9 protein-coding genes are annotated in these 14,001 nt (G+C 35.5%); 7 read left to right on the top strand and 2 right to left on the bottom strand.

What is annotated here, in order from left to right; all coding sequences use genetic code 11:
* Positions 1 to 39 precede the first annotated feature (39 nt).
* The 7 genes from GQR94_RS06360 (at position 40) to GQR94_RS06330 (ending at position 11,211) form a co-directional block, all read left to right on the top strand.
* Positions 40 to 849, top strand: a complete 810-nt coding sequence (locus GQR94_RS06360) for a glycogen/starch synthase (protein ID WP_158974693.1) — start codon at positions 40 to 42, stop codon at positions 847 to 849.
* 5 nt (positions 850 to 854) lie between these two features.
* A complete protein-coding gene (locus GQR94_RS06355; protein WP_158974692.1) occupies positions 855 to 2,711 on the top strand; it encodes a DUF4270 domain-containing protein in 1,857 nt (618 codons plus the stop codon).
* A 127-nt stretch (positions 2,712 to 2,838) separates the two neighbouring features.
* A complete protein-coding gene (gene glmS, locus GQR94_RS06350) occupies positions 2,839 to 4,686 on the top strand; it encodes a glutamine--fructose-6-phosphate transaminase (isomerizing) (RefSeq protein ID WP_158974691.1) in 1,848 nt (615 codons plus the stop codon).
* 225 nt (positions 4,687 to 4,911) lie between these two features.
* Positions 4,912 to 7,671, top strand: coding sequence for a TonB-dependent receptor (locus GQR94_RS06345; protein WP_199271546.1), 2,760 nt, complete (start codon positions 4,912 to 4,914; stop codon positions 7,669 to 7,671).
* A 17-nt stretch (positions 7,672 to 7,688) separates the two neighbouring features.
* Complete coding sequence (locus GQR94_RS06340; protein ID WP_158974690.1) at positions 7,689 to 9,167, top strand: G-D-S-L family lipolytic protein; 1,479 nt, start codon at positions 7,689 to 7,691, stop codon at positions 9,165 to 9,167.
* Positions 9,168 to 9,356: 189 nt separating this feature from the next.
* Positions 9,357 to 10,865 carry a F0F1 ATP synthase subunit beta gene (gene atpD / locus GQR94_RS06335; protein WP_158974689.1) on the top strand — a complete coding sequence of 503 codons (1,509 nt, stop codon included), beginning with the start codon at positions 9,357 to 9,359 and terminating at the stop codon, positions 10,863 to 10,865.
* Positions 10,866 to 10,929: 64 nt separating this feature from the next.
* Positions 10,930 to 11,211, top strand: a complete 282-nt coding sequence (locus tag GQR94_RS06330; protein ID WP_158974688.1) for a F0F1 ATP synthase subunit epsilon — start codon at positions 10,930 to 10,932, stop codon at positions 11,209 to 11,211.
* A gap of 71 nt (positions 11,212 to 11,282) precedes the next feature.
* Here the strand turns inward: GQR94_RS06330 and GQR94_RS06325 are convergent, their stop codons facing one another.
* Both GQR94_RS06325 and GQR94_RS06320 read right to left on the bottom strand, forming a co-directional pair.
* The gene (locus tag GQR94_RS06325; protein ID WP_158974687.1) at positions 11,283 to 11,822 is read right to left on the bottom strand and encodes a GNAT family N-acetyltransferase; all 540 of its coding nucleotides are present in this window, start codon (positions 11,820 to 11,822) and stop codon (positions 11,283 to 11,285) included.
* Between the two features lie 362 nt (positions 11,823 to 12,184).
* A complete protein-coding gene (locus GQR94_RS06320; RefSeq protein WP_158974686.1) occupies positions 12,185 to 13,969 on the bottom strand; it encodes an Ig-like domain-containing protein in 1,785 nt (594 codons plus the stop codon).
* Between the last annotated feature and the right edge of the window lie 32 nt (positions 13,970 to 14,001).

The following is a 14,001-nucleotide window of genomic DNA, read 5'->3' as shown; positions in this document are numbered from 1 at the left end:
TTTGCAGCCACGCCAATAAAAAAATTAAAAATAGCTTTTATGGATGGTAAAAAGATATTGTTTGTATCTTCTGAATTAGTACCTTACTTGCCAGAGAATGAGGTTTCCCTGATGTCATACGAAACGCCTAAAATGGTAAATAGCAATGGAGGTCAAATACGGATCTTTATGCCAAGGTATGGTAATATCAATGAGAGACGTCATCAACTGCACGAGGTAATTCGTTTATCAGGGATGAATTTAGTCATCAATGATATGGATATGCCTTTGATTATTAAAGTAGCTTCTATACCTAAAGAACGTATTCAGGTTTATTTTATTGATAACGAAGAGTATTTCAAAAGGAAAGCAACTTTTGCTGATGAAAACGGAGCTCTTTTTCCGGATAACGATGAACGTGCAATATTTTTTGCAAAGGGTATCGTAGAAACAGTGAAAAAATTAAACTGGTCTCCAGATATTATCCATGTTCATGGTTGGTTGGCTTCTTTAGTGCCTCTTTATTTAAAAAAATATTATGCAGATGAACCACTTTTCTCAGAAAGTAAAGTAGTTACATCGGTATATACAAAAGCGTTTGATGAGGAGTTAAACCCTGACATCGTTAAGAAAATAGAATTTGATGGAATTTCTAGTGATGCTATTGCGCCACTTGCAAAACCAGACTATAATAATTTGTTAAAAGTAGCAGTAAATTATTCAGATGCAGTTATTTTAGCATCAGAGGAAATTTCGGAGGACTTAACTACACATATTGCAAACCTTCAAAAACCAGTGCTTCCGTATGTTCCCTTCCATGAGTTTGAAGAAGCTTACGCAAATTTTTATAACACTGAAGTTCTAAAGTAAATTACATGACATTTATTAAAAAAATAAGCTTTTCTGTTCTTGCAGGAGTAGTAATAGCTGGATTGTTTTCATCGTGTGAAGATGATGTTTCTACAATCGGTTCAACTGTGATTGCGGGTGAACCTTTCGAAACAGGAAAGGCCGTTTTTGATGTTTATGCTTATAATAATAAAATAAATGCGGTTAAATCTAACCGATTGCCTATTTATCAATTGGGTAATTTTAATGATCCGCTTTACGGGAAAACTTCGGCTACGATTACTTCTCAGCTTCAGCTTTCAACAGTAAGTCCAACTTTTGGGACGTATTCAAAAACAACAGAGGATGGTGCCGTAGCAGATACGATACCCGCAACAGTTGTAGAAAATGAGACGGTAAAGAGTGTTTATTTATATATTCCTTATTTACAAGACGTTAAAGATACTGATGGTGATGGTGTTCCAGATGATCTAGATATAGATGCTGCAGATGCCAACAGTGATACTGATGGTGATGGTATTACGGATAATCAAGAACGAATTTCTGGTTTAAACCCATTAAGTAATGATACTGACGGAGATGGTATTTTAGATGCTGAAGATGGAGAGAATGGCGTAAGTGCTTATCCTAAGAAGTTTATTTTAGACAGTATTTATGGTTCAGGAAAAGCGGCGCCTTTTAATATTAAGGTGCAACATTCTACCTTTTTTTTAAGAGATCTAGATCCTGATACGAATTTTGAGCAATCTCAAGATTTTTATTCAGACCATGATTTTACACCTTTCCTTACAGATGTTTTGTATGACGGAACAGAGACGGTTCGTGATACAGAAATTATCACCTATCTTGAAGATGATCCGGATACGGAAGATGTTGATGAAACGGGTACTGTAGACCAAACGATAGGCGCGGGTATTTGGGTGCCTTTGACAAATCAGTTTTTTCAAGAAAATATTTTGGATAAAGAAGGTTCTCAGGAACTTTTGAATAATACTAATTTTAAAAATTTCTTACGCGGAATCAATATTTCTATTGATGCCAATGATGATATTTTTATGTTATTAAATTTAGCGGGAGCTAATATTACCATTACCTATACGTATGATGCTGTTGATGTTAATGGTACTACGGATGATACTTCTGATGATGAGAACGTAGTTTTAGAAAATCGTTTTGTTATTAATCTAGTAACAGGAGATGGTATTACTACGGCAATTGCAGGTAATGCTGTAAATACATTTGTGAATGAGGCGTATACTCCAGAAGTGTCGGATGCTCTGAGTGCTACAGGAAATGCGGAAAAAATTTATTTAAAAGGTGGGGCAGGAGCTTATGCAGAACTTAAATTGTTTGCAGAAGAGACCGCATTAAGTGCTAGTGTAATTAGTGAGATTAAAGCTAATAATTGGATTGTTAACGAGGCTAACTTAGTATTTTATGTAGATAGAACAAGTTTAGATGCTGCTCCGGGAGTTATAGAGCCTATGCGTCTTTATTTGTACAATGCAGAAACGAATGAAGAGTTGTATAATATCTTTACGGAATTTACAGTAACTACTCCTACTGCATTATCTGTTTTTCCTTTTTATGATGGAGTATTACAGAAGGAAAGCGAAAAAGGAATCAAGTATAAAATTCGAATAACAGATTATATTAATGACTTGTTAAGTGGTGATGAAACGGTGACTACACTGGGTCTTACTGTTACTTCAGACATTAGAATTGTAGTTACTGGAGCTGCAAAATTAGAAGATTCAGAAGTTAATATTCCGTTAATGTCAACTATTAACCCCTTCGGGACCGTACTTTATGGTAGTAACGTTAGTGTAGCCGACGAAGATAAAAAACTTCAACTAGAGATTTTATACACTCAAGTAGACTAATATAAGGGGTAGAAGTATACCACTTAAAGTTTTTATTCGTTGTACGTCTATAGTTAGCTTAGAAATATTTGCAGAATTCGTAATTTTGCACAGAATTTTTAAGCATTAACCAAATTATTTATTTAATATGTGTGGAATTGTAGGATATATAGGGCATAGAGATGCTTATCCGATCATAATAAAAGGACTTCAGAGATTAGAATATAGAGGCTATGATAGTGCAGGAGTTGCTGTTTATGATGGTGCTACTATAAATCTATGTAAGACAAAAGGTAAAGTAGAAGATTTAAAAAATAAAGCAGAGGCAAGTATGTCTTTGGAGGGTAAACTAGGAATTGGTCATACAAGATGGGCTACCCATGGCGTACCTAATGATGCAAATTCTCATCCGCATTATTCAAATTCAGGAGATTTAGTAATTATCCATAACGGAATTATAGAAAATTACGACTCTATTAAAAAAGAGTTGATCAACCGTGGATACGTATTTCATTCAGATACGGATACGGAAGTATTGGTTAATCTTATTGAAGAGGTAAAAAAGAAAGAAAATGTAAAGCTAGGAAAGGCAGTTCAGATTGCATTAAACCAAGTTGTTGGTGCCTATGCTATTGCTGTTTTTGATAAGCATAAGCCAGATGAAATTGTAGTGGCTAAATTAGGAAGTCCTTTGGCTATCGGTATTGGGGAAAATGAATTTTTTATCGCTTCTGATGCTACGCCTTTTATTGAGTTTACCAATAACGCAATGTATTTGGACGACGAAGAAATGGCGATTATCCGTTTGGGTAAAGAGATTAAACTTCGTAAGATCAATGATGATTCTGTGGTATATCCTATTATAAAGGAATTACAACTGAATATTGAAGAGATTGAAAAAGGGGGTTACGATCACTTTATGTTAAAAGAAATTTATGAGCAGCCAAGAGCTATTCAAGATTCTTATAGAGGTCGTTTATTGGCAGATAAAGGGCTGATAAAAATGGCTGGTGTTGATGATAATTTAGAAAAATTCATGAATGCGAATAGGATTATTATCGTAGCCTGTGGTACTTCATGGCATGCAGGTCTTGTCGCAGAATATATTTTTGAAGATTTAGCGAGAATTCCTGTAGAAGTAGAATATGCTTCAGAATTTAGATACAGAAACCCTGTTATAACAGATAAAGATGTTGTGATTGCTATTTCGCAATCCGGAGAAACGGCAGATACTTTGGCGGCTATAAAATTAGCTAAAGAAAAAGGAGCTTTTGTATTTGGTGTTTGCAATGTTGTAGGGTCTACTATTTCTAGAGAGACAGATGCGGGTGCATATACACATGCGGGTCCTGAAATAGGAGTTGCTTCAACAAAAGCATTTACCACTCAGATTACGGTATTAACGTTAATTGCATTAAAATTAGCGAAAGAGAAAGGTGTTTTCTCACAAAGTAAATACCATGAGTTTTTAGCAGAATTAGAAAATATTCCAGCTAAAGTAGAAAGAGCTTTGTTGTCTAATGAATTAATAGAGCAAGTAGCAGAAGTATATAAAGATGCTACAAATTGTCTTTATTTAGGAAGAGGGTATAATTTCCCTGTAGCATTGGAAGGCGCACTTAAATTAAAAGAGATTAGTTATATTCATGCAGAAGGGTATCCTGCTGCGGAAATGAAACACGGTCCTATCGCACTTATTGATGAGCATATGCCAGTCTTTGTTATTGCAACAAAAAGAGGTCATTATGAAAAAGTGGTAAGTAACATTCAAGAAATTAAATCTCGTAAGGGAAAAATAATAGCAATTGTTACAGAGGGCGATGAAACGGTTAAGGAACTTGCAGATCATGTGATTGAAGTACCGGAAACGTTTGAAAGCCTTACGCCATTATTAACTACAATTCCTTTACAGTTGTTGTCTTATCATATTGCATTGATGAGAGGTTGTAATGTAGATCAGCCAAGGAATTTAGCGAAGTCTGTTACGGTAGAATAAAAATACGTACTATAAGGTATAAAAGGGGAAGATGTTTACATCTTCCCCTTTTTTTTTGTCGTAAACTATTGGGTTTGTATTCTTTCGTATTACAAAATATTCAATTTTTTGGCTATCTAATTATCAAAATAGTACTATGCATGCATAATTTTTTTTATTTTCTTAGAAATCATATAAAAAAATCTGTATCTTCGATTTTAAACTAATTAAACTTAACTCCCTCGAATGAAAACAACAATGTATGTATTCTTCCTTTTAGTGGGAACATTGGGATTCTCTCAAACCACAGTAAAAGGAAATGTAGTAGATCAAGATGGGCAACCAATTCCTGGTTCAAATGTAGTAATCGTCGGTAAAACTGTAGGAACAGTAACGGACTTTGATGGTAACTTTGTTCTAGAGACTTCAGAAGTACCCCCTTTTAAACTAAAGATTTCAAGTATTGGCTATTCAGAAAGTATGGCCAGCATTACAAAAAACAATCAAAGTGTTTCTGTCTCTTTAAATGAATCTCAAACACTTTTAGATGAGATTGTAATTTCCGCGTCTAGAACACCAGAGCGTATTTTTGAATCTCCAGTAACCGTGGAGCGTTTTGGTATAGAGCAAATTAAGAATACTACGGCTGCCGATTTTTACGGGGGTTTAGAAAACTTAAAAGGTGTAGATGTAAATACCAATAGTTTAACCTTTAAATCTGTAAACACAAGAGGTTTTGCAACCTTCGCGAATACTAGATTTATGCAATTGGTAGATGGAATGGATAATTCTACGCCGGCATTAAATTTTCCTATTGGAAATTTAGTGGGGATGGTAGAAACAGATGTTCAGAGTGTAGAGTTACTGCCAGGAGCATCTTCTGCGCTTTATGGTGCCAATGCCTTTAATGGTATTCTTTTTATGCGAAGCAAAAGTGCCTTCGATCATGAGGGGATTAGCGTTTCTATTAAAAGAGGGATTACCTCACAAGAAGCATCAGGAGATAATGCGTATACCGATTTTGGTATTCGTGCAGCACATAAATTTTCAGACAAATTTGCAGCTAAAGTTAATTTTGGATATTTAAAAGGTACAGATTGGGCCGCTACAAGTGAAGTAGATAAGTTTGATCCTACCAGAACAAGAGCCAATTATAACTATGATGGAATCAATGTGTATGGAGATGAAGTTTCCACAAATATTAGATCTGCTTCTGGCCTTGGTATCGTTCCAAACGTTGTTGTAAGTAGAACAGGATATAATGAAAGTGATTTAACGAATTACAATGCGGAAAGTATCAAAGCAGATTGGGGTTTATATTACCGTCCTATAGAAGGTAATAGTCTTGAGTTGTCTTATGTAGGTAAAGTAGGTACAGGATCTACTATCTATCAAGGAACGAATAGATATAACATCAATGGCTTTTTTCAAGAGCAACATAAATTAGAGGTTAAAAATGATAACTTTTTCGTAAGAGGTTATGTTGTTGGTGATAAAGCGGGAGACTCTTATGATATGGTCTTTACGGGAATTAACATCAACAGATCATGGAAATCAGATGAACAGTGGTTCGGAGAGTATATTCAAACCTATGCAGGAATAGAACTTAGTGGTAATCCATCGGGTTTAACAGACGATCAAAAACATGCTGCAGCAAGAGCCGTGGCAGATACGGGTCGTTATTTACCAGGGACTACGGAATTTCAGACTGCTTTTGATAGGGTAATCAAGGATCCAGATTTAACTACAGGTTCTCAATTTAAAGATGCTTCAAAATATTACCATGCAGATGCGAATTATAATTTTGGGCATTTGACAGATTTCGCTGAGATCCAATTAGGAGGTTCCTTTAGAAGGTATGATTTAAATTCTTCCGGAACTATTTATACGGATTTTGACGGACCAATAGGCTATTCAGAATATGGCGTGTATACTCAAATACAGAAGAAGTTTGATTTTTCAGACGATAAGAGTTTAAAATTAACGGGTTCTATTCGTTTTGATAAATCAGAATTTTTCGATGGTTTCTTTTCTCCGCGTCTTTCTGCGGGGTATAGCTTAAACAGAGATCATAATATTAGAGCATCTGTACAAACGGGTTTTAGAAATCCAACAACACAAGATTTATTTATTGGCTTAGATGCGGGTAGAGCTATTTTAATAGGATCGGCTGCAGATAACTTAGACCGTTATACGAGAACTTTTGCCGTTAGTGAGAGTGGTCAATTAGATGGTAATCCGGCGGAAGTAGTACAAACAGGAGCAGTTGCTTACGGAGATACCTATTCTTCTCAATCGGTAGAAACGTTTAAGGTTACAGGAGATGCTAGTGATTTAAGAGTTTCTAATGCAGATTTGGTAAAAGCAGAACAGGTTACTTCTTTTGAAGTTGGGTATAGAGGTAAAGTGGATAAACTGGTTATAGATTTTAGTGCTTATTATAATAACTACAAAGATTTTATTTCTCAAGAAGTTGTAGATGCGCCATTTTACGGTGTTGCAGGTGATGGTGGTTCTTCTGTGGATGCAATTAGAAATGATGATTTTCAACGGTATAGTGCTTACACAAACTCAGATGTAGCTATTAATTCTTACGGAGCTTCATTAGGTTTAACAATGAAAGTGATGGGCAATTACAATTTAGGAGGTAGTTATACCTTTACAAAACAAGATTTTGATCAAGAGGCGAATCCAGATTTTATGTCTAGTTTCAATACTCCTGAGCATAAGTTCAAAGCTAATTTTGGTAATGATGCCTTATTTGAAAATTTTGGTTTCAACTTGGCGTATAGATTTAGTGATGATTATTTCTGGGAGGCTACTTTCGGTAATGGTGTTGTTCCTGAGTTCCATACGTTAGATGCTCAAATAAGCTACGCAGTTCCAAGTATTAAATCTTCTTTCAAATTAGGAGGCACCAATATTCTAGGTGATGAGTACTTCACGGCTTTCGGTACAGGATTTATAGGATCTATGTACTACCTATCTTGGACAATTAATAACTAATAAACTAAAAAATTAAGATGAAGAATATAAAATATATCCTGTTGTCTGCGGTGTCACTTACTTTTTTTGCCTGTAATGATATTGAAGATGTAGATAGAATAGAGGCAGAATTAATGGTGGATGCTCCTGCTCTTGTAGCGGGTTCTGCAGACTTTTCTAATTTTGTAGCTATAGGAAATTCATTAACAGCGGGTTTTACAGATAATGCCTTGTTTATTGCATCGCAGGAAAATTCATTGCCAAATATGCTGTCTCAGAAATTTGCTTTAATAGGCGGTGGAGATTTTACGCAGCCCTTAATGAATGATAATTTTGGAGGAATTGCTGTTGGTGGTACGCGTATTTTAGAACCGCGCTTGGTATTTGGTGGGGCCGGTCCGGTTTCATTAGAGTCTATTATAGGGCCAGTTACGGTAAGTACAGATTTAGCCTTTAATAATCCAACGGGTCCCTTTAATAACATGGGAGTTCCTGGGGCAAAAAGTTTTCATTTACTAGCACCAGGTTATGGTAACATTGCAAATTTGGCGCCGCAATTAGCGAATCCGTATTTTGTTCGTATGACTGGAACAACACCAAATGCTAGCATGTTAGATTTAACATTAGCACAACAGCCAACATTCTTTTCATTATGGATTGGTAATAATGATGTGTTGGGCTATGCTTTGTCTGGTGGTGATGGTACTGATCCATTAACTCCGGTAGATGGTGCTGTAGGAGTAGGGTTTAGTGCAACGTATGCTACATTAATTGGAGCTTTAACAGCTGGCGGAGCTCAAGGCGTTGTGGCTAATATTCCTAATGTAACCAGTATTCCGCATTTTACAACAGTACCTTATAATCCAGTTCCTTTAGATGCAGCCACTGCTGACGCTTTAAATGGTGGGTATGCTACCTACAATGGCGGCTTACAGTTTGCCTTTGCAAATGGCCTGTTAACTCAAGAAGAAGTAGATCAAAGAACAATTAATTTCGCAGAAGGGCTAAATAATGCATTGGTTATAATAGATGAGGATTTGACGGATTTAAGTGCATTTGCTATTCCTAGTTATAGACAGGGTACAGCAGCAGATTTATTTGTTTTGCCCTTGTCTTCACAAATACCATTAGGGTATGGTACTCAAATTCCTTTAGAAGATAAATGGGTATTATTGCCTAGTGAGCAAGAAGAAATAGCTACAGCGATAAGCGCATTTAATAGCATCATAGCTGCTAATGCTAGTCAGGCTGGTTTGGCTTTGGTAGATGTAAATAGTATTTTAAGTGAGTTGGCTTCTTCGGGAATTTCAACGGGAGACTTTATATTAACATCAAGTTTAGCTACGGGTGGTGCTTTTTCTTTAGATGGGGTGCATCCAACAGCTAGAGGGTATTCATTTTTAGCGAATGAATTTATGAAAGCAATAGATGTTACTTATGGTTCTAACTTTGAGGCTTCGGGTTCTTTATTAGATCCTGCAGCGTATCCAACAAACTATGCTGCTGGTTTACAGTAGGTATAGCATAAAGTATCGTTTTTAAAGGCACCTTTTTTAGGGTGCTTTTTTTATGTGGATAAAAAAGAAAAAAACAATTTCTAATTAAAAGTTAAAAACATATCTTTGCAGCCTGAAAAACACAGGAAGCTAAAACATAGCGGATTGTATTTCTCAGACGCTTTAATTCTAAACATAAATACTTAGGTAATGTCTAAAGTTACAGGTAAAGTTTCCCAAATAATCGGGCCGGTTGTTGATGTTGAATTTCAATCAGGTTCAGAACTTCCAAAAATCTATGATTCTCTAGAGATCAAGAAAAAGGATGGTTCTCTTTTAGTATTAGAAGTTCAATCTCACATTGGTGAAAATTCAGTTAGAACTATTTCTATGGATTCTACCGATGGTTTAAGTAGAGGAACAGAAGTTGTTGCTACCGGTAGTGCAATACAAATGCCAGTTGGTGATGATGTATACGGCCGTTTGTTCAACGTAATCGGAGATGCTATCGATGGTCTTGGAAATCTACCTAAAGCAGGTAAAGATGGTCTTCCAATACACAGAGAAGCTCCAAAATTCGAAGATCTATCAACGTCTACTGAAGTACTTTTTACAGGTATCAAAGTAATCGATTTAATTGAGCCTTATGCAAAAGGTGGTAAAATTGGATTATTTGGTGGTGCAGGTGTTGGTAAAACAGTATTAATCCAAGAACTTATTAACAACATTGCAAAAGGTCACGGTGGTCTTTCTGTATTTGCTGGAGTAGGAGAACGTACTCGTGAGGGTAATGATTTACTTCGTGAGATGTTAGAGTCAGGGATTATAAAATACGGTGATGATTTCATGCACTCTATGGAAGAAGGTGGATGGGATTTATCTAAAGTAGATAAAAAAATAATGAAAGATTCAAAAGCGACTTTCGTTTTTGGTCAGATGAATGAACCTCCTGGAGCACGTGCGCGTGTTGCTTTATCTGGTTTAACTATCGCAGAATATTTCCGTGATGGTGCAGGTGAAGGTCAAGGGAAAGATGTTTTATTCTTCGTAGATAATATTTTCCGTTTTACGCAAGCAGGATCAGAGGTATCGGCACTTTTAGGTCGTATGCCATCTGCAGTAGGGTACCAACCAACTTTGGCAACAGAGATGGGAGCTATGCAAGAGCGTATTACATCAACAAAAAGAGGTTCTATTACTTCAGTACAGGCGGTTTACGTTCCTGCAGATGATTTAACAGATCCAGCACCAGCAACTACGTTCGCGCATTTAGATGCAACAACCGTACTTTCTCGTAAAATTGCAGAGTTAGGTATTTACCCAGCGGTAGATCCTTTAGATTCTACCTCTAGAATTTTAACGGCAGACATTTTAGGAAAAGAACATTATGCATGTGCTCAAAATGTAAAAGAGTTATTACAACGTTATAAAGAGCTTCAAGATATTATTGCCATCTTAGGGATGGAAGAATTATCTGAAGAAGATAAATTAGCCGTAGGTAGAGCGCGTCGTGTACAACGTTTCTTATCACAACCTTTCCACGTAGCAGAACAGTTTACTGGTCTAAAAGGGGTATTGGTAGATATTAAAGAAACCATCAAAGGATTTAATATGATTATGGATGGTGAGTTAGATCACTTACCAGAATCTGCATTTAACCTTAAAGGTACTATCGAAGAAGCTATTGAAGCTGGTGAGAAAATGCTAGCGGAAGCTTAAATAATATAAGTAAAACGTATTAAGGAAGCTTAATACGTTTTACTAACTACTTAATACTAAAAAAATGTATTTAGAAATCGTATCACCAGAAGCCACCTTATTTTCAGGAGAAGTTACTTCGGTAACTGTACCTGGTATCAATGGTGAGTTTCAAATGTTAGCGAATCACGCCCCGATTGTTTCTTTGTTACAAGACGGTGTAGTTAAAATTCAAGGGAGCAATGTTGTTGTTGCAGAGGCTTATAAAACTAAATTTTCTAAGTCGGTTACTGGAGCAATAACATTAGCAATTTCTAGCGGTACTGTTGAGATGAAAGACAACAAAGTAATCGTTCTAGCAGACTAAGCTTAAAAATTTTATACTAAAAAAAAGCCATACTGAAACGTATGGCTTTTTTTATGCGGTATGTTTTTAGTTTATGCTTTTAAAGAAATGACCACCCATTCTTGGTCATTTGCAGTATATCTCGCAATTGCTACAAAACCAACAGCATTATGTGCTTGTATAGATCGGGTGTTTTTTGCATCTACTTCGGTAATAATAGCTTCAAATTCTGGAGCCACCTGCTTTTGCATGTGTTGGTATAGCCCTCTAAATACCCCTTGTTTTCTGTGATTTTTAGAAACGCAAATTTGCCCCATAAGCATGTATTTTTCTTCTGGAGCTATCAATGGGTCTATTACTTCAAACATGGGCTTAAGAACGTCTATTTTGTCTTTAAACGATGGATGCATGCTTAAGGCGTACCCCGCTAAATTTCCTTGTTCATCTATGGCTATCGTATGTGGGCAAACGTCATTCATTTCTTTTAAAAGTTCAAAAGAATGTTCAACGGTAACAAAGCCTTCTGCCAATTTTTCTTCGTTTGAGACGTTACGGTAGAGGTTTGCTTGCTGTAAAACTAATATTTGTGTTAGTTCTTCCGTGGTTTTTGATGTTGTATAGGAAATTTTCATTGGAATAAGACGCATTTTTGGACAGTAAAAATAAAGAATTCTTGGGTGTAATTCTGAAGATTAAGTACAATTTCTAATTGTATCAAATTTTACAATTGTTGCTATCACTAAAATATTCGTAGTAGGTAACTTACTACTTTCTTATCTCTTTCTAGAATGAGATAGTACCTTTCAATCTATTTTTATTATATGCAATTGATTTTTCCATGATGACACTTATTCCATCATCTGATTAATTTGTAGCATGATTTTTCTCTTGACTCTTTTTAGGCTCAATGGATAGTAAAAGATAAATAAATACTAAATAAATAGATTCCTCAAAATGATGTATTGGTCAAAAGAATAAAAAAAGTGACGTATTTTTAATTAAAGAAATTATTTTCTTGTTCAAACCAAGCACCACCTAATAAAGAAGTGCCAATGTTTCCGTCAGAACCAAAATAAGAACCGTCCATATAACTATTTTTTGCCGGATAACCTATACTATTATTGTATATGTAAAAATCTTTAATGTCGTTGTCTTTATAGTAGATATTTGCTATTGCTTGTGGTACGGAATAATCTCTTTCGCAAGTTCCGGTCATATCTATAGGTCTTCCATTATAATACCGCACATCATTCCAACCGCCGTTGGCTGTATTTCTATAGTAATTACTTTGTCCTTTTATAAAAGTTTTTAACGATTTTTTGGTAATACCATCTGTGGTGCTTCCTCCTAAATATTGTGAAGATGTAAGATTAGTTGAACCTTGAACTATCCCCTCTGTAGTTTCGTAGTCGTAAAGCTTATCATTTGGATAATTATTAGCCATTGCATCTCTGTGAGCTATATGAACCATTGCGGAAAGTGTTGAAAAAGAATATAAAACACCTAGTCCATTTATGTTGTAATCATTTTTATTTCTCATGGTTTCAAAAAAAGTACCGTTACTCCATAATCCATATTTTATAACAATCTTAAAAAACTGTCTAGTTGTTAATTCGGCCTCTACATCATTATTACTTATCGCCCAGCCGTGTAAAAAATTTACAGTTTCAATGTTTCTATTATTAAAAACATTTTGTCTTCCTGAAACTGCATATTCTGTTAATTTATTACCTTCACTATCTTCAATTGGATATGCCGTTTGGGAATCTATCTCAGTAGCAAGTGCGCCATTACCAAAATTTGAAACACCGTTTAGTTCCCACCCTGAACCAAAATATTGGTCGTAGTAAAAATCAACCCAGTTTTTGGCATAAGCAGCATATTTATTAATAAAGGTTTCAATAGTTGATTTATCAGTATCACTTAATGTAGTTTGAATGTTTTTAATCAGATGATAAGATTTCATCATCTTTAACATTGATGCTGATTGTAGCCATAAATCAGAATCAACACCAAAATTTGGATTAGTAGACCACCAAATGTCAGATAAGTCATTAGTGTTAACTTCTGCTAAAAATTCCGTAGCCACTAAATTTGCTAAACTGACGTCTTCAAACACATACGCTTTCAAGGCAGCATAATATATTATCTGTCTTTCTGAACTAATATTTGGGCTCTGACCGTAAGTTGGCCTACCTAAGGATGGGTTGGCTGTAAAAGTAGCAACACCTAGTTTTGCTCTTACGAAATCACTTGTAAATCCTGTACCTGTTGTATAGTCACTTTCAAACCTTTCTTTTAGTATGTTTTTAGCTGTGTCAGTAAATAGATAGTTTAAGTTGTCACTTTGTTTAGATTCTGTATCCTGAGTAATTATAATGGTTACATTCCCCGTATTTGAGGTCAGTTTTCCAGCAGTGTTTTTAGATTGAGTAGTGTACGTAAACGTATCAGAGATTTCTGAGGAACTCTCTGGTGCACTATATTCAATAGTATTATCTTCATTTACTGTAACATTACCATTGGATGGTTGAGATACCTGCGTTATACTTACCGCCTCCATATCAGAAAAGGTGTCATTCTCTAAAACGTCAAGGGCTTCTACAGCGCCAGGTACTACTGAGAAATTATCATCAACAATTATATTGATTTCACTACTGTCATCTACTACTTGGGCCAGTAGATTATCAGTATCATTAGAGCAGGCCAATAGCATAGTAGATAGTACAACTCCTGTTACTAGGAGATTTGCTAAACGAGGGTTCAAGTTTAATATCATAAATAGGTAGGTATAGGTAACTTAATTTGGGT

Source organism: Cellulophaga sp. L1A9 (assembly GCF_009797025.1).
GTDB lineage: Bacteria > Bacteroidota > Bacteroidia > Flavobacteriales > Flavobacteriaceae > Cellulophaga.
This window is presented reverse-complemented; position numbering and strand designations above follow the sequence as displayed.